We start from the raw sequence: 17,731 nt of genomic DNA, 5'->3' as shown, positions 1-17,731 counted from the left end.
CGATAATAAAGACTTTCATATTTTTTATGTAAAACAGATAGTTACACAAAACGAGTGAGCCTCATTATAATTTATACCAGGTAATAATTCAGGGAGTCTGGACACGCCTTAATTGCATGTTCCGACAACCAAACTTTACCCGCTGTTAAGCCTGCCATGAGAGTCCTTTTGGGGCTTGGAAGTATTTCTCCATCCCAGGAGGCTGAGTTGAGTACATTTAGCCAATATAACGAGACAGTATCATTTAATGATGCTTTGCTTGTTAGGAATATATCTGAGATATTCTCAAAAATTACTACAAGTATCGATAGTAATAATTCACTTGTCATCGACATTTCCGAACATGCCGAAGCGGATCTGAGTTTCATCCAGCTCATCGAGTCCGCTCGTCGGCAGGCAAAGGCGCAGAACAAGTCGATCACACTTTCCTCGCCCGCCAAGGGGCACGTTCTGAAGGTGCTTGAGCGCGCAGGGTTCCTCGACGCTTTCAACCCTGACGACGCTAAATTCTGGTTGCATAAAGAGGTGACGCCATGAGCGCAAACATTCTGACTGTAGACGATTCCGCAAGCATCCGCCTCACCACGAAGGTCACGCTGACCAACGCCGGCTACTCGGTGACCGAGGCCGTCAATGGAGCCGAAGGGCTGGCGACCGCGAAGTCGACGCATTTCGATCTGATCGTCACGGACCTGAATATGCCCGTCATGGACGGCCTGACCATGATCGAGGAGCTTCGCAAGCTTCCGACCCATACGGGCGTGCCGATCATCTTCCTCACGACAGAGTCCGATACTGATCTGAAGGCACGTGCCAAGGCGGCCGGCGCGACGGGCTGGCTGACCAAGCCCTTCGATCCGGAGAACCTGGTGAAGATCATCAGAAAGGTGCTCGGCAAATGAGTACGCTCGACCCAGTCGCGGTCTTTCGGACGGAGGCGGCCGAATGCCTTGAGACGATCGAGGCCGGTCTCCTGGACCTGACGCATCAGCTTGACGACAAGGATCTGGTGGACGCGGTCTTCCGCGGCCTGCACACCCTCAAGGGCTCAGGCGCGATGTTCGGCTTCGAGGCGCTGGCTGCCTTTACCCACCATTGCGAAACGGCCTTCGATAGGGTTCGAAAAGGCGAAGTGCCGGCGACGGCCGAACTGGTCGCGGCGGTTTTGGCCGCACAAGATCACATGCGAGCGCTCGTCGATCAGCCCGATGCTGATCACGGCGATACGGGCCAGAAGCTGCTTGCCCAGCTGCACACAGCGGTCGGCGGCCAAGGCAGTGCGACGACGAGCGCAACGGCTGCAGCCATCGCCCTTGCATCGGCGCCAGCGAGCCCGGCAAAGAAGACGACCACATGGCGCATCCGCTTCAGCCTTCCATCGAATGCGATGGCAAACGGCACCAACCCTCTTGGCCTTCTCGATGAGCTGCGCGATCTCGGTGAGTGCACGATACGCGCCAACATTGCTGCCATTCCGCCGCTCGGCGAGTTGGTGCCAACCGAGCTTTACGTCTCCTGGGACGTGGTGCTGACGAGCAAGCAGGATCGCTCTGCCATCGACGACGTGTTCATCTTCGTGATGGACGACATGGAACTGGACGTTGAGGAAATCGACGGTCCCGTTGAAGCCCAGATTGCCAGCGAGCCGCCCGCCGTCTCTGTCGTTGCCTTGCCGGTCGAGCCAGTTGCGGTTCCGCCCATGGTCACGCCGGACTTCAAGCCCGTCGAAGCCGTTCCCGCGAAGCGAGATGCGGGAACGGCTTCCGATCATCGCCAGGCGAAGGCTGCGGAAAACGTTCGCGTTCCGGCCGAACGTCTCGACGAACTGATGGACCGTGTCGGCGAGCTTGTCATTGCGCAGTCGCGCCTCAGTCAGCTTGCCAGTGCCAGCGCGGATATTGAGCTGCGCTCCGTTTCCGAAGAGATCGAGCGCCTCTCCGGCGAGCTGCGTGACACAATGATGGTGCTGCGCATGGTGCCGGTCGCCACTCTGTTTTCGCGCTTTCGTCGCCTCGTTCACGATCTGGCGCGGGAGACCGGTAAGGTCATCGAACTGGTGACGGAAGGCGAAAGCACGGAGGTCGACAAGACAGTCATTGAACGGTTGGCCGATCCGCTGGTGCATCTGGTGCGCAACTCTATCGATCACGGGCTGGAAACGCCGCAGGACCGTCTCGCCGCCGGCAAGGCCGAAGCCGGAACCGTCACCTTGTCAGCCCGCCAGGCGGGCGGCGAGGTGATCATCTCAATCAAGGACGATGGCCGTGGTATCAATCGCGAGCGCGTCCGCGCCAGAGCGGAGGCCTCCGGTCTGATCGCGCCCGGCCAGCCGCTTTCGGACTCCGAGCTGCTGCAGCTGATCTTCGCACCCGGCTTCTCTACCGCCGCGCAGATCACCAATCTTTCAGGCCGCGGGGTCGGCATGGATGTGGTGAAGAAAACCGTTGAAGCGCTTCGCGGCGCGATCGATGTCGAAAGTATGCCGGGGCAGGGATCCGAGGTTTCGCTTCGTATTCCGCTGACGCTCGCCATCATCGATGGCTTGCTCGTGCGCGTCGGCTCGGGCCGCTACGTGATCCCGCTCTCGGCGGTCGAGGAATGCCTCGAACTCTCGCTCGAAGACGACCTGCGTTCGCGCGGACGCAGCTTTATCTCGCTGCGCGATAGCCTGGTTCCATTCCTCCGGCTGCGCGATCTCTTCCGCACCGGTACCAAGCCGGATGTGCATCAGAAGGTCGTTGTGATCTCGACCGGCACGGAGCGCGTCGGCCTCGTCGTTGATCAGATCATCGGCGACCACCAGACGGTGATCAAGTCGATGTCCAAGCTCCACAACGACGTGCAGACCTTCTCGGGGGCGACGATCCTCGGTGACGGCAGCGTCGCTCTAATTCTCGACGTCGGCCATCTCGTGGCCGCCGGTCAGCAGCAGGAAGCGCAAAAGAGGGCGGCGGGATGAACGCGGCAGCAGAAAAGTTCGATAGCCATTGGGACTATGCCGACGAAGTCGAGGTTCTCACCTTTGACATGAATGGCGAGACATTCGCGCTGGAGGCGGTGATCGTGCAGGAGATTCTTGATCTCCTGCCCGAAACCGGGGTGCCAGGCGCTCAGCCCTTCGTTGCCAGCGTCATCAACTTCCGCGGCAAGGTCATTCCGCTTGCCGACCTGCGCCTTGCCTTCGGTATGGAGGCGACGGAAGCGACGATCGACAGCCGGATCATCGTGATTGAAATCGACCTGCAGGGAGAGGCGACGCTCGTCGGCCTGCGAACCGACAAGGTCAACGAGGTCACGACGCTGAACAAGGCGGCCAGCGAGCCGCCGCCAAGCGTCGGTATGCGCTGGCGCGCCGACTACATCAACTGCCTCGTCAAGCGTGGGGGCGAGTTCATCATCCTCCCCAATCTGCGGGCGATCTTCTCATCGCGACACGACACATCAGGAGCGGCCAACTAGGCACGGTCATCTAAGGGGTTAAAAGATGCGACTGACGATCAAGACAAAGCTGGTGACAGCGTTCACCTTCATTATCCTTATGTTATTGGGCACATCAGCCTACTCCATCATGAGCCTGAGCGGGCTGAACGACTCGATTGGCGCCGTGTTGAACGGCCCTGCGGCGCGCCTTGAGCTGGCGCAGGAAATCAATATCGGCCAATTGCAGGCGATCCGGCAGCAGAAGAACCTGCTGATGGCCAAGGACGCTGACGAAATCGAGGGCGCGATTGCGAAGGGTGATGCAGGGCGCAAGGAATTCGCGGACTCGCTCGCTGCCGTTTTGAAGATTGCAACGGAACAGGGCAGGCCGCGCTGGGAGCACATCTCTGCGCTCTCCAAAAAGTTCTTCGAGGCTGACGATCAGATCCGCGGCTATATGAAGGCAGGCAATATCGACGCGGCGACCAATATTTCCGTGACCACCGCACGCAGCTCGGCAAACGAGATCGACGCCGTTCTGGCGGAGATCCTCTCCCTCGAAAAGCAACGGATGGAAACGGCCGACGACGATGCCGAGGCGAAGTATCAGGAAACGCTCCTGACGATGATCATCTCGGTGGTCGTCGCCTTGCTGGTTGGGGCGGCGACGGCGTTCTGGATTGCCAGCAGCATCGCCAAGGGGCTCGCCCGTGCGAACACGATCGTCCGCGAGGTTTCCGAAGGCGATCTAACGAAGACCGCAGAAGTCACCAATCGCGACGAAATCGGCGAACTGCTTGGCAACGTCAATGTCATGATAGAGCGCCTTCGCGGCGTGGTTGCCGATGCGCTTTCGGCATCGGAGAACGTCTCGGCCGGCAGCCAGGAGCTGTCTGCGAGCTCAGAACAGGTCTCCCAGGGTGCCACCGAACAGGCTGCTTCCGCTGAAGAAGCCTCGGCCTCGATGGAGGAGATGGCGGCCAACATCAAGCAGAATGCCGACAATGCCGCCCAGACGGAGAAGATCGCTCGCCAGTCCGCCAAAGACGCGGAAGAGAGCGGTGCAGCTGTCACCCGCGCCGTCGATGCCATGCGGACGATTGCCGAGAAAATCGGCATCGTCCAGGAAATCGCCCGGCAGACGGACCTCCTTGCCCTCAACGCGGCTGTCGAGGCAGCGCGTGCCGGCGAGCATGGCAAGGGCTTTGCGGTCGTTGCTTCTGAGGTGCGCAAGCTTGCAGAGCGCAGCCAGTCGGCCGCCGCCGAGATCAGCGCCATGTCGAGCGACACCGTCAAGGCAGCGAGCAATGCCGGCGATATGCTGAGCCGCCTGGTGCCTGATATCAGGAAGACCGCTGAACTCGTCTCCGAAATCAGCGCGGCATGCCGCGAACAGGATATCGGCGCTTCGCAGATCAACGAAGCGATCCAGCAGCTCGACAAGGTGACGCAGCAGAATGCCGGCGCATCCGAAGAGATGTCGGCAACCTCCGAAGAACTGGCGGCACAGGCCGAAGAGCTGCAGGCTTCGATCGCCTTCTTCAAGGTTGACACGGCAGGCGCGAGGCTCAGCGCCAAGAATCCACGGCCCAAGGCATCTGCCAAGCCCGCCCCGGTCGCAACGGCGCGTAACGCGTCCGTGGCCCCCGCCGCCAACCGAACCGTTGCCGCCCAGCAGGCGCGGGTGAAGGGCTTTGCACTCGACATGTCGATGGGCGGTCCTGACGCCGGCGACGACGATTTTCGCCAAAGCGCATGATCCCGTGAACGTTGCGGCCGGGCGACTGGCCTCAACACCGCCGATGCACAACGGATGCCATCGTTGGAAGCGTGGTTGGCTCCGTCACCCATTCACGCAAGAGTAGAGGCAAGACTCTTCATTGCATCGCAATAGCCGCACGCGTCATCAGGATACCGGTCGAGGTGACAGTGGAATTTTCCTCAAAATATCAAGTCTCTGGAGTCTATCCATGCGTCTGACGATAAAGCTCAAGCTGGCTTTAGTCTTCGCCGCTGTCATTCTGCTCAGCGGAGCGATGGCCGGCCTCGCCATCTTCAATCTCTCCTCATTGAATTCGGCAATCACACAGATGGTCGCTGAACCGATCAATGACCTGCAAAACGTGTCGGTCCTCAGCGACACGGTCAACGGCGCAGTTCGCGCCGAAAAGAATGCGATCATGAATACCAATCCAGCCGAGATCGCCGATTTCGTGAAATTGATGCTCGACCGACAGAGCACGATCAGGGAACTGTCGGCAAAACTCGAAGTCTCTGCCGATCCCGACGTGCGTGCGCAGGCTGCCCAGTTCGCGGCGATCTACGACCAATACATGCCTATACAAAAGCGAATTGCCGATCTGGCAACGCAAAATACGACAGAATCGAATACCGAGGCCGCCGGTCTGACGATGAAGGAAGGCCGCGAGCTGATGAATAAGGCGCTCAAGGTCATGCAAGACATGCGGGATACCATCGCCGGCAATGTCAATGAAACGGATCAGGAAACCAACGTCCAATATACGAATTCGCGGCGACTTCTTGTCTCGATGACAGTCGCGTTGATTCTCTTCTCGCTGGGCTGCGCCACCTGGATCTCGCTCAACATCTCTCGTGGCCTGAAGCGTGCAGTCGATCTCGTCGATGCCGTAAGCATCGGGGACCTGGACCAGAGTATCGAGCACAAGAGCAATGACGAAATCCGCGATCTCGTTACCTCGATGACGAAAATGACCGACAACCTTCGCGTCACTGCAGGCATCGCCAATCAGATCGCCAATGGCGACCTGACAGTGTCGCCGAAGCCGCTCTCCGACAAGGACACCCTCGGTATCGCACTCGAGCAGATGGTCGAGCGCCTGCGTGGCGTTGTCGCCGACGCAATCTCCGCAGCAGAGAATGTTTCGGCCGGCAGCCAGGAACTGTCCGCGAGTTCGGAGCAGGTCTCCCAGGGCGCGACGGAGCAGGCGGCCTCGGCCGAGGAAGCCTCCGCCGCGATGGAAGAGATGGCCGCAAACATCAAGCAGAATGCCGACAACGCCGCCCAGACCGAGAAGATCGCGCGCCAGTCTGCCAAGGACGCCGAGGCCAGCGGCGATGCTGTTTCCCGCGCCGTCAATGCGATGCGCACGATTGCTGAGAAGATCGGCATCGTTCAGGAAATCGCGCGGCAAACCGATCTGCTCGCCCTTAACGCGGCTGTCGAGGCGGCGCGTGCTGGTGAACATGGCAAAGGCTTTGCGGTCGTTGCTTCCGAGGTGCGCAAGCTTGCCGAGCGCAGCCAGTCCGCTGCCGCCGAGATCAGCGCCATGTCGAGTGACACGGTAAAGGCGGCGAGCGACGCCGGTGACATGCTGGGTAGTCTTGTTCCCGATATCCGCAAGACGGCGGAACTTGTCTCGGAGATCAGCGCCGCGTGCCGCGAGCAGGATGTCGGCGCCTCGCAGATCAATGAGGCGATCCAGCAGCTCGACAAGGTGACACAGCAGAATGCCGGTGCCTCCGAACAGATGTCGGCGACCTCGGAGGAGCTTGCAAGCCAGGCTGAAGAGCTGCAGACCTCGATCGCCTTCTTCAAGGTCGATATGGCCGGCAGCCGTCAGAGCCGCACTCCGTCCGCTCGCATCAGCCTTCGCAGCCCGGTTGCCGCCGCACCGCGCAAGCCGGCCGCAAAGGCAGCATCGCCGGCAAATTCCGTCGCAGCCCAGCAGGCCCGCGCGAAGGGTTTCGCACTCGACATGTCCATGGGCGGGCCGGATGACGGCGACGCCGAGTTCAAGGAAAGCGCATAATATGGCAACGGCATCCCTGGAAGCGCAGTTTGTAACCTTCAGCCTTGGCGAGGAAACCTTCGCCGTGCCGGTGGAGGTGGTGCGGGAAATCCTCGACTATGCGGAAGCCTTCAAGATTCCGAACGGTCCAGATTATCTCCTTGGCCTTCGCGAAGTGCGTGGCCAGGGAGTGCCGACCATCGACCTCCGGCTGAAGCTCGGCATGTCGAAGACGATCCCGACGCCGCACACGCGCGTTCTGGTCCTCGACATTGCGATGGAGAACAGGACGCTGACCCTCGGCCTCGTTGCCGACCGCGTCTTCGAAGTCACACCATTCCGGCGTGACCAGATCGAAGCGGCGCCTGACATCGGCGTGCGCTGGCGCTCCGACTACATCGCCGGCGTGGTGCGCCGGGAAGGCGGCTTTGTCGTCATCGTCGATCTCGGGCGGCTTTTGTCGCGCGAAGACGCCTCTGTCTTGCAATCGGCCGCCTGAGAGGCGGCCCAGCCGGAGTTTTGCGCATCATGGGTATGGCCGTTGCAGAGGCCCAGTTTGCGGGCGACAGGATCAGCAAGCGTAATTTCGATAAGCTTGCCCGGTTCATTTACGATTACAGCGGCATCAAGATGCCGCCGACGAAGGTCACGATGCTGGAGGGCCGGCTTCGTCGCCGGTTGCGGGCGACAAATCATGTGACCTTCGATGACTACTGTGACTTCCTGTTTCACGAAGGCGGTCTGGAGCAGGAGTCGGTCTATCTGATCGATGCCGTGACCACGAACAAAACGGACTTCTTCCGCGAGGCGCGGCACTTCGACTACATGCAGCAGGTCGCTCTGCCGGCTCTTGCCGCAAGCGGCGTTCGCACGATCCGCACCTGGAGCTCGGCCTGCTCCACAGGTGCGGAGCCTTATACGATGGCGATGGTGCTCGAGGAGTTCACAGAAGCCCGCGGCGACGGAAACTACAGCATACTCGCCACCGATCTCAGCACCGAAGTGCTGCAAACGGCACAGCGCGGCATTTATGCCGAGGATCTCATCCAGCCTGTGCCACGCGACCTGCAGCGAAAGTACATCATGGTCGCTAAGCAGCCCGGACGACGCGAGATCCGTATCTCGCCCTTGTTGCGCAGCAGGGTTGGATTTTCCCGGATGAACCTGATGGACGACAAATATCCGGTCGGCGATGTGATGCACATGATCTTCTGCCGCAACGTGCTGATCTATTTCGACAAGCCGACGCAATCGGCCGTGCTGACGAGGCTCTGCAATTGCCTGGCGAAGGGCGGTTACATGTTTATCGGCCACTCGGAATCGATCGCCGGCTTCGATCTGCCGCTGAAGCAGGTCTCCAACACTGTCTTCCAGCGCGTTTGAGTAAGGCCGCCATGGGCAAGAAGATCCGCGTTCTCATCATCGATGATTCAGCCAGCGTCCGTCAGACGCTCGTGCGCCTGTTGCAGGAAGACCCCGACATCGAAGTTATGGGGGTTGCGACCGATCCCTTCATGGCGGCCAAGAAGATCCAGGAAGAGATTCCCGACGTCATCACGCTCGATGTCGAAATGCCGCGGATGGACGGGATCACCTTCCTGCGTAAGTTGATGGCGCAGCGGCCGATCCCTGTCGTGATGTGTTCGTCACTCACCGAGGCCGGCTCGGAGACGCTTCTGCAGGCGCTGGAATCCGGCGCCGTCGACGTCATTCTGAAATCGAAGATCGGTGCGGCGGACAGTCTTGCGGATGATGCGGTTCGCATCCGCGAGGTGGTCAAGAGCGCCTCACATGCACGCCTCGCCAATGTTTGTCGCGCCGCAGGCGCCCTGCGCCCCGGCAGCGAAGCACCGGCACGGAAATTGACAGCCGACGCCATGCTGCCGCCGCCGACCGGCCGTGCGATGGCGAAGACGACTGAGATGGTCGTCTGCGTCGGAGCCTCGACAGGCGGGACAGAAGCATTGCGCGAATTTCTCGAGGCGCTTCCTGCCAACGCGCCCGGCATCGTCGTCGTGCAGCACATGCCGGAAAAATTCACGGCGGCATTTGCCAAGCGGCTGAACGGTCTTTGCGAAGTCGAAGTCAAGGAAGCCTTGGACGGCGATCCTGTCCTGCGCGGCCATGTGCTGATTGCGCCCGGCGATAAGCATATGCTGCTTGAGCGGCAAGGCGCGCGTTACCACGTCTCCGTCAAGCAGGGTCCGCTGGTGTCGCGCCATCGCCCGTCCGTCGACGTGTTGTTCCGCTCGGCTGCGCGCAGCGCCGGCTCGAACGCGATGGGCATCATCATGACAGGCATGGGCGATGACGGCGCAAAGGGCATGCTAGAGATGCATCAGGCCGGCGCCTATACGGTGGCACAAGACGAGGCGACATCGGTCGTCTTCGGGATGCCCAAGGAAGCGATCGCCAAGGGCGGCGTCAATCGCATTCTTCCGCTCGACCAGATTGCGCGTGAGGTGCTGATGGCGCAGCAGAAATTCTAGATACTGTCGACGAGCCTTGAGGGCTGTGCGGCTCTCCTCTTGAAATTTTCCCGATTTTGTGGTCTTGAGGCCGCCAATCTTATCGAGCGCTGCCTTCTCCGGCGATCAGGGACCTTTCCCGCCCTGACAGCGCGTACCGTATTATCGCTCAAGGAAAAGTGCTCACATGGCTCGTTCAGCTCTCCTCAATGTCATGGTTCAGGCTGCCATCAAGGCAGGAAAATCGCTGGGGCGTGATTTCGGAGAAGTCCAGAACCTGCAGGTTTCAGTGAAGGGCCCGGGCGACTTCGTGTCGAATGCCGATCGCAAGGCGGAGAAGATCGTCAAGGACGAACTCCTGAAGGCTCGCCCGACTTACGGCTTCCTCGGCGAGGAGAGCGAGGAAATCAAGGGTACGGACGGTGCGCACCGTTGGATCGTCGACCCGCTCGACGGCACCACGAACTTCCTGCACGGCATTCCGATGTTTGCGGTATCGATCGCGCTTGAGCGCAACAATGAGATCGTCGCCGGCGTCGTCTTCAATCCGGCAACGGATGAGCTCTACACCGCCGAACGTGGCGGCGGCGCCTTTCTGAACGATCGCCGTCTGCGCGTCGGCGCCCGCCGTGTGCTTTCGGATTCCGTCGTTGCCTGCGGCGTACCGCACCTCGGCCGCGGCAATCACGGCAAGTTCCTCGTCGAGCTCCGTCACGTGATGGGCGAAGTTGCCGGCATTCGCCGCATGGGCGCGGCTTCTCTCGATCTCGCGTATGTGGCCGCCGGTCGCTTCGACGGCTACTGGGAAACTGCGTTGTCGGCCTGGGATATTGCGGCGGGTATCCTGCTCATCCGCGAAGCCGGCGGCTATGTGTCCGACTGGGACGGCGGTACGTCCATTCTCGAGACGGGCTCGGTGGTTGCCGGCAACGAGTATATCCAGAGGGCGTTGCTCGAAGTCGCCAAGCGCCCCGTCCCGACCCGGTAAATCGCTGTTGTAAAGACACGGTTTTCGTTTCCGCATACTTCAATTCGGCACAATGTTGCTCTAGTCTCCGGCTGAAATGAATCCGGAGGCTGCGGAACCTATGGAAAATGTGAATGTGGCGGAGTTCGGCTCGACCGAAAAAACCACGGGCAACTACAGCTATAAACTTTCCAGTCCGATGCCGTTTCTTTGGACGATGGTGCTGTTTCTGACCATCGTCGGGTTCATTGCCGCCATCCTCTTCCGGCAGACGCAGACTGCCTTCATGCACAATCCGGGCCTCAACGGCTTGATCCTTGGCATCCTGGCCGTTGGCATCATCCTCGTCTTCAGCCACGTGCTGTCGCTCAGACCGGAAGTGCGGTGGTTCAACTCGTTCCAGGCAGCGGGCAGCGCCGACAAAGTCGGCCGCAACCCCAAGCTGCTTGCTCCGATGCGGACGCTGATTGGCAGCCGCAATGCCTCGGCAGGAATTTCGACGGCGGCGTTCCGCTCAATTCTCGACTCGATTGCCAACCGGCTCGATGAGTCACGCGATGTGTCGCGCTATCTCATCGGCCTTCTGATCTTTCTCGGCCTGCTCGGAACATTCTGGGGCCTCATCGGCACAATCGGCTCGATCAGTGCGGTCATTCAGTCGCTCGATGCGGGAGCGAACGGTTCCAGCGATGTTCTCAGCGCTCTGAAGGAGGGGCTTTCCATGCCGCTTTCGGGCATGGGGCAGGCCTTCTCGTCATCCCTCCTTGGTTTGTCCGGCTCGCTTATCCTCGGCTTTCTCGATCTGCAGGCAGGCCGTGCTCAAAACCGGTTCTACATGGAACTGGAAAACTGGCTTTCCTCGGTAACCGACGTCGGGCACGATGTAGCCATGCCTGCCATCGGCGCGAATTCCGCAGTCTCTCCGGATGACGTTCGCGCGCTATCCGATTACATGCGCCGGATTTCGGAAGAGGGCAGCGGCGGCACCCAGAGATCGGTTGCGGCGATGGCGAACCTTGCCGAAGGCATTCAGGGCCTCGTCAAGAATATGCGCAATGAGCAGCAGATGCTGCGCGACTGGATCGATGCGCAGCAGGACGAGACGAAGGCGATGCGCCGCACGCTCGATCGCCTGGCCGAACGGATCGGTTCTCAGGAAAGGCACGGTTCAAGCGAACGCTCACAGCGGATGCCGCAAACCGAAAAGACCGAGGGCAAGTAAGCCATGGCTCTCGCCCGCAATCGTCGCCCCCAACGCGCGGTGGACTACTGGCCAGGATTTGTCGATGCGCTGTCGACGCTGCTGATCTCCATCATGTTCATTCTGACCGTCTTCGTCGTCGGTCAATACATCCTGAGCCGGGAAATTACGGGCCGGGATGAGGTGCTCAACCGTCTGAACAGCCAGATCAACGAGCTGACGCAGCTTCTGGCCCTGGAGAAGGGGAGCAAGCAGGACCTCGAGGACAGCGTTGCCAATCTGCAGGCCTCCTTGGCGTCGGCTGAGAGCGAGCGATCGCGGCTGAAAGCGCTTCTTGATGCCGGCTCGGGGGGGCAGAGTGCTGCGCAGGCGCGTATCGGCAGCCTCACGAAGGAACTGGACGAACAGAAGCAGATGAGTGACCGGGCGATGAGCCAGGTCGAGCTATTGAACCAGCAGATCGCCGCATTGCGCAGCCAGATTGCTGCCGTGGAAGCGGCTCTGCAGGCCTCCGAGCAGAAGGATCAGACCTCGCAGACAAAGATCGCCGATCTGGGCCGCCGTCTGAACGTTGCGCTGGCGCAGCGCGTCCAGGAGCTCAACCGCTACCGGTCCGATTTCTTCGGCCGCCTGCGCGAAATCCTGTCCGATCGCGAGAACATCAGGATTGTCGGCGACCGCTTCGTCTTCCAGTCGGAAGTGCTGTTCCCCTCTGGCGGCGCGGATCTCAATCCAGATGGGCAGGGCGAGATGGCAAAGCTTGCGACGGCCCTTCTCGACGTTGCCAAGGAAATCCCGCCGGAAATCAACTGGGTTCTGCGTGTGGACGGCCATACGGATAACGTGCCGCTCACCGGCACCGGCAGGTATGGCGACAATTGGCAGCTGTCTTCAGCGCGCGCGATTTCGGTCGTCAAGTTCCTGATCTCGCGCGGTGTCCCTGCCGACCGTCTCGTCGCCGCCGGCTTCGGCGAGTTCCAGCCGATTGCGCCGGGAGACACCCCGGAGGCGCGCGCCACGAACCGTCGAATCGAACTCAAGCTGACCGAGAAGTAGGCGTTCGGCCTGGCGCATCATCAATGCCGTCAGTCTAGCCAGTATCCGAAAGATCGGCTGCTTCGGCACGGCCGGCTGGACGCGGCGTAAGGCGTCTCTCCGCGTCCGGTTGCAAAGAATGTCATCGAGGAAAAAGTGGCGTTGTCGCTGAGCGGGCTCCGCGTGGGCTCGCGGAGATTTTGGGGGAGAATGCTTTGATCGAATGCGATGTGCTGGTCATCGGCGCGGGTCTTGCCGGGCTTGTGGCGGCGGCGGAGGCGGCGGATCGCGGGCGGAATGTCTGCATCGTCGAGCAGGAGGGCGAACAAAGCCTCGGTGGGCAGACATTCTGGTCGCTGGGCGGACTGTTCTTCGTCGACAGCCCGGAACAGCGCCTGCTGGGCATCCGTGACACCCTTAGCCTGGCACGGCAGGACTGGATGGGGTCTGCGTCGTTCGACCGGCCGGAAGACTATTGGCCGCGTCGCTGGGCGGAGGCCTATCTCGAATTTGCCGCAGGCGAAAAGCGCTCGTGGCTTCATCAGCAGGGAATGCGCTGGTTCCCCGTAGTCGGCTGGGCCGAGCGGGGAGGCGGCCTGGCGCACGGCCACGGAAATTCCGTGCCACGCTTCCATGTGACGTGGGGAACCGGGCCGGCTGTGCTTGCGCCATTCATTCGCCGTGTGCGCGAGGCGGAGGCGAAGGGACTTGTCACGCTTCTGTTCCGGCATCAGGTGGATGACCTTCTCGTGCAAGACGGCATCGTATGCGGCGCTCGTGGCACGGTCCTCCAGCCGGACGCTTCCGTTCGAGGGCGGGAGACGAACCGCATTTTTTCGGCACTTTTCGAGATAAGGGCCGACGCGACGATCGTCACGTCCGGAGGCATCGGGGGCAATCACGAGGCGGTGCGCAGGAGATGGCCGATCGATCGGCTCGGACGGCCCCCCGCTGATATGGTCGCGGGTGTGCCTGCCCATGTCGACGGGCGCATGATCGAGATTACCGAGCGCGCGGGCGGGCGAGAGATCAATTCGGATCGGATGTGGCACTATACGGAGGGGTTGAAGAACTGGGATCCGATCTGGCGCAATCACGGCATACGTATCCTGCCCGGTCCGTCCTCCTTCTGGTGCGATGCCGATGGTAATCGCTTTGCCGCGCCTGCGATGCCCGGTTTCGATACGCTGGCGACGCTGAAGGCAATCTGCGCCACGGGGCATGACTACAGCTGGTTCATCCTGACGAAGGCAATCATCAAGAAGGAGTTTGCCCTTTCCGGCTCCGAGCAGAATCCGGATATCACGGGCAAGGATCTTCACCTGCTTCTCAAGCGATTGGGCAAGGAGCCGCCAGGCCCCGTTCAGGCCTTCATGGATAAGGGAGAGGATTTCATCGTTCGCGAGACGCTGGAAGCACTTGTCGACGGCATGAACGGTCTGACGGGCGAAGGCCGCGTGGATGCAAGCCGTCTCAGGACGCAGATCGAGGCGCGCGACAGGGAGATCGGCAACGCCTTTTCGAAGGACGCGCAGGTTATCGCCATTCGCGGCGCCCGACGCTACCTCGGGGACCGGCTGATGCGTACGGCAAAGCCGCATGTGCTGCTTGACCCACGGGCCGGGCCATTGATTGCGGTGCGGTTGCATATCCTGACACGCAAGTCTTTAGGTGGTCTGGAGACGGACCTTTCCGCACGTGTGATTGGCCATAGTGGGGATCCGCTGCCGGGGCTCTATGCGGCGGGCGAGGTGGCCGGCTTTGGCGGTGGCGGTGTGCACGGTTATAACGCGCTCGAGGGAACATTCCTCGGCGGCTGCATCTTCTCCGGCAGGGTTGCCGGTCGGGCAGTGTAAAGGCGGCGCTTTTGGCGCCGCCTGATTTGATCAGGCTTCAGCCTTCGTCGTGTCAACGACTTCTGCGCCGGAAGAATTCTTTTTGATGGATTCGATGGCGCTCAGCGCCGACGCCTTGGCCTTATAGCCTTCTGAGGCGAACATGGATTCACCATTCGGCGCCTTGAAACGGAAACGGAACTCGCCAGCCTTGTCCTTGTAAACTTCGAATTTATACATCGATTTTTCTCCCGGAATCAGGATGTTGTCCTATCTACAGGTGCAGCCTAGAACAAAAGACGCAACTATTCCATCGGGATATTTTTGCGCGTTACAACCAGCACAAGCGAGGCCTCTCGCAGGGCGGAATGCGCCCGAAGTCGAACTCCCTCAGGCTTGAAGATCGAGAAGACCGACGAGAACTTGTTGATCAGGTATGGCGCGAGGAGTTGTCCTGTTGGAAGGGTGTGCCTGCGGCGTCAATGGGGCTCCGGCCGCTTCGGTCTTCGACCAATCGCGGGCCTCCCGAAGCGAGCGATAGCACAGCAGCATCGATATGACGACGGCCACGGCGACGCGTGCGATCAGCGTATCGGCAAAGTCTATCGAGTTCACCAGAGCCTCCCTCACAGCGCGGCGACCTTAAAATCCGTCCATAAACCGAGTGTAATCTCTGCGTGTATAATGGAATATGTACGCAAAGATTACACGTCGATGCAACTGGCGGAGGCTGGCGGCGGACGAGGAACGTGTAATCGGACGATCACTTTACGGCGGCGAGAAAGTCTCCGGCGCCTGTCTCGAACTGCAGCTTGGCGAGCTTGGCATATATGCCGCCGTCTCGAATAAGGGTTTGATGTGTTCCCTCTTCGACGACGCGACCCTGATCCATCACGAGGATCCGGTCGGCCTTCAGCACGGTCGCGAGGCGATGGGCGATGACGAGGGTCGTGCGGCCGGTCATGAGCCCATCGAGGGCCTTTTGCACAAGGGTTTCACTTTCGGCGTCCAGCGCTGACGTCGCCTCGTCGAGGAGCAACACCGGTGCGTTCTTCAGGATCGCACGGGCGATGGCGATACGCTGGCGCTGGCCGCCCGACAGGGTGATGCCGCGCTCGCCTGCCTGTGTGTCGTATCCCTTGTCCAGGCGAGCAATGAATTCGTCGGCCTGCGCGGCGATTGCGGCGGCACGGACCTCTTCGCGGGTCGCCTCGGGGCGGCCGAAGGCGATGTTGTCGTGAATGGAGGCCGCAAAGATCGTGACATCCTGCGGCACGATCGCGAGGCGCTTGCGCAGCTCGTGGGGATCGGTGCTGTGTGCATCGACGCCGTCGATCATCACCGCGCCCTGCTGCGGATCATAAAAGCGGAGCAGCAGCGAGAAGACCGTGCTCTTGCCGGCCCCGGAGGGGCCAACGATCGCCACGGTCTCGCCGGGGGAGACATCGAAGCTCAGGCCATGCAGAGCGGATCGTTCGGGACGCGAGGGATAGGCAAAGTGTACGTCGGTGAACAGGACACGACCTTGCGCCGGAGCGGGCAGAGCAACCGGCGTGGTGGGCGCTGCAATCGGGGAGACTTCATCGAGCAGTTCCGTCAGCCTCTCGGCCGCACCAGCGGCTTGTGAAAGTTCGCCCCAAACTTCGGAGAGAGCGCCGAGAGAGCCGGCGGCGATGACGGCGTAGAGAAGGAACTGGCCGAGCGTGCCCGGTGAAAGCGTGCCGGCCAGGACGTTGTGGGCTCCAACCCAGAGAACGGCGACGACGCTGCCGAAGATAAGGGTGATGGCGATGCCCGTCAGCAGGGCGCGCGAGCGAATTGCGGCGCGGGCAGCGCCATAGGCGGTTTCGACGGCCGTCCCATAACGCGAGGCGGCGGCGTCCTCGCCGCCAAAGGCCTGGACGGTGCGGCTGGCGGCAATCGTTTCGTTGGCGAAAGCAGATGCGTCCGCCAGCGTATCCTGGGCTGAGCGCGAGCGCTTTCGGACAGAGCGACCGAAGCCGACGAGCGGAAAGACGATCAACGGAATCGCACCGATCACCAGGCTGGACAACTTTGGCGAGGTCACGATCATCATGCCCATTGCACCGAGGCAGAGAATGAGGTTGCGCAAGGCGACGGAGGCGGTCGCGCCTACCGCCGACTTGATCTGCGTCGTGTCCGCTGTGAGGCGTGAGACGATCTCGCCCGACTGGTTGACGTCGAAGAAGGCAGGCGACAGCCGTGTCACGTGGCTGAAAACATCGCGGCGAAGGTCGGAGACCACACGTTCGCCGAGCGTGATAACGAAGTAGTAGCGAAGGGCGCTGGCAATCGCGAGCACGATCGCCATGATCATCAGCATGACAAAATAGCTGTTGATGAAGCTGCCGTCGGCCTGTGTGAAGCCATGGTCGATCATGCGGCGGACGGCGAGGGGCAGCGTGAGCGAGGTGACGGCGGCAAGCGCAAGTGAAGCGAGGGCGCCGGCGACCATGCCGCGGTAGCGCGCGACATAGGGCGTCAGCCGGCCGAGCGGCTTCAGCGATCTCGACTTCTTTTCTCCTGCTTGCCCTGGGTATGCCAATTCGTCTCCGATCGCCTACAACACCGCTCGTCCGCGGCTGATGGCTCTTGTTATCCTGCCGCCCTTCATGTATAGGCAGCCCATCCTAATGGGAAGCCGTAGCCTTTGCGTCTGCGGCTTCATTTATTCAATCGGTCCTCTTGTCGCAACGAGTATGCGCCAAATTGGACGTTGCATGGCAGGAAGATTGTTATGAAGGCAGATATCCATCCCGACTATCACACGATCAAGGTAGTCATGACCGACGGCACCGAATACGAAACCCGCTCGACCTGGGGTTCTGAAGGCGCAGTCATGAACCTCGAAATCGACTCCAAGTCGCATCCGGCATGGACTGGTGGTAACCAGCAGCTCATGGACCGTGGCGGCCGCGTTTCCAAGTTCAACAAGCGTTTCGGCGGCCTCGGCCTCTAATCGCTGCCACTTGGTGGAATTTGAAAGAGCCCCGCTTCGGCGGGGTTTTTTGTGG

General features: G+C 60.8%; 17 protein-coding genes. 14 read left to right on the top strand and 3 right to left on the bottom strand.

Features of this window, described 5'->3' with window-relative positions; translation table 11 throughout:
* Positions 1-207: 207 nt before the first annotated feature.
* From FHT71_RS08765 to FHT71_RS08705, 13 genes are all read left to right on the top strand, one after another.
* Positions 208-537, top strand: coding sequence for an STAS domain-containing protein (locus tag FHT71_RS08765; protein ID WP_132589203.1), 330 nt, complete (start codon positions 208-210; stop codon positions 535-537).
* Positions 534-902, top strand: coding sequence for a response regulator (locus tag FHT71_RS08760; protein ID WP_132589204.1), 369 nt, complete (start codon positions 534-536; stop codon positions 900-902). The genes FHT71_RS08765 and FHT71_RS08760 overlap by 4 nt, the downstream gene beginning before the upstream one ends.
* Positions 899-2,959: a chemotaxis protein CheA gene (locus FHT71_RS08755; protein WP_132589205.1), complete on the top strand. Its 2,061-nt coding sequence runs from the start codon at positions 899-901 to the stop codon at positions 2,957-2,959. Before FHT71_RS08760 ends, FHT71_RS08755 begins: the two co-directional genes overlap by 4 nt.
* Entirely contained in the window at positions 2,956-3,459 is a 504-nt protein-coding gene (locus FHT71_RS08750) for a chemotaxis protein CheW (protein WP_132589206.1), read from the top strand. The genes FHT71_RS08755 and FHT71_RS08750 overlap by 4 nt, the downstream gene beginning before the upstream one ends.
* A 25-nt stretch (positions 3,460-3,484) precedes the next feature.
* Positions 3,485-5,179 carry a methyl-accepting chemotaxis protein gene (locus FHT71_RS08745; RefSeq protein WP_132589207.1) on the top strand — a complete coding sequence of 565 codons (1,695 nt, stop codon included), beginning with the start codon at positions 3,485-3,487 and terminating at the stop codon, positions 5,177-5,179.
* 211 nt (positions 5,180-5,390) lie between these two features.
* The gene (locus tag FHT71_RS08740; RefSeq protein ID WP_183719472.1) at positions 5,391-7,211 is read left to right on the top strand and encodes a methyl-accepting chemotaxis protein; all 1,821 of its coding nucleotides are present in this window, start codon (positions 5,391-5,393) and stop codon (positions 7,209-7,211) included.
* Between the two features lies 1 nt (position 7,212).
* Positions 7,213-7,689: a chemotaxis protein CheW gene (locus tag FHT71_RS08735; protein ID WP_132589209.1), complete on the top strand. Its 477-nt coding sequence runs from the start codon at positions 7,213-7,215 to the stop codon at positions 7,687-7,689.
* 29 nt (positions 7,690-7,718) lie between these two features.
* Positions 7,719-8,573, top strand: a complete 855-nt coding sequence (locus tag FHT71_RS08730; RefSeq protein WP_132589210.1) for a CheR family methyltransferase — start codon at positions 7,719-7,721, stop codon at positions 8,571-8,573.
* 11 nt (positions 8,574-8,584) lie between these two features.
* Positions 8,585-9,679, top strand: a complete 1,095-nt coding sequence (locus FHT71_RS08725; protein ID WP_132589211.1) for a chemotaxis response regulator protein-glutamate methylesterase — start codon at positions 8,585-8,587, stop codon at positions 9,677-9,679.
* Between the two features lie 166 nt (positions 9,680-9,845).
* Positions 9,846-10,646 (top strand): inositol monophosphatase family protein, encoded by an 801-nt coding sequence (locus tag FHT71_RS08720; protein ID WP_132589212.1) that lies wholly within the window; start codon positions 9,846-9,848, stop codon positions 10,644-10,646.
* 100 nt (positions 10,647-10,746) lie between these two features.
* Complete coding sequence (locus FHT71_RS08715; protein WP_132589213.1) at positions 10,747-11,847, top strand: flagellar motor protein MotA; 1,101 nt, start codon at positions 10,747-10,749, stop codon at positions 11,845-11,847.
* Positions 11,848-11,850: 3 nt separating this feature from the next.
* The gene (locus FHT71_RS08710) at positions 11,851-12,882 is read left to right on the top strand and encodes a peptidoglycan -binding protein (RefSeq protein WP_132589214.1); all 1,032 of its coding nucleotides are present in this window, start codon (positions 11,851-11,853) and stop codon (positions 12,880-12,882) included.
* Positions 12,883-13,076: 194 nt separating this feature from the next.
* The gene (locus FHT71_RS08705) at positions 13,077-14,717 is read left to right on the top strand and encodes an FAD-binding dehydrogenase (protein ID WP_165933071.1); all 1,641 of its coding nucleotides are present in this window, start codon (positions 13,077-13,079) and stop codon (positions 14,715-14,717) included.
* 30 nt (positions 14,718-14,747) lie between these two features.
* Here FHT71_RS08705 and FHT71_RS08700 read toward each other — a convergent pair whose 3' ends face one another.
* From FHT71_RS08700 to FHT71_RS08690, 3 genes are all read right to left on the bottom strand, one after another.
* Complete coding sequence (locus tag FHT71_RS08700) at positions 14,748-14,936, bottom strand: YegP family protein (protein ID WP_007802528.1); 189 nt, start codon at positions 14,934-14,936, stop codon at positions 14,748-14,750.
* A 150-nt stretch (positions 14,937-15,086) separates the two neighbouring features.
* On the bottom strand, positions 15,087-15,311 hold the full coding sequence (locus FHT71_RS08695; protein WP_132589215.1) for a hypothetical protein: 225 nt from the start codon (positions 15,309-15,311) through the stop codon (positions 15,087-15,089).
* 148 nt (positions 15,312-15,459) lie between these two features.
* Positions 15,460-17,262: an ABC transporter transmembrane domain-containing protein gene (locus tag FHT71_RS08690; protein ID WP_132589216.1), complete on the bottom strand. Its 1,803-nt coding sequence runs from the start codon at positions 17,260-17,262 to the stop codon at positions 15,460-15,462.
* Positions 17,263-17,454: 192 nt separating this feature from the next.
* Here FHT71_RS08690 and rpmE point away from each other — a divergent pair, with 192 nt between their 5' ends.
* Positions 17,455-17,676 (top strand): 50S ribosomal protein L31, encoded by a 222-nt coding sequence (gene rpmE / locus FHT71_RS08685; RefSeq protein ID WP_007527409.1) that lies wholly within the window; start codon positions 17,455-17,457, stop codon positions 17,674-17,676.
* Positions 17,677-17,731 lie beyond the last annotated feature (55 nt).

Source organism: Rhizobium sp. BK060 (assembly GCF_014193145.1).
GTDB lineage: Bacteria > Pseudomonadota > Alphaproteobacteria > Rhizobiales > Rhizobiaceae > Rhizobium.
This window is presented reverse-complemented; position numbering and strand designations above follow the sequence as displayed.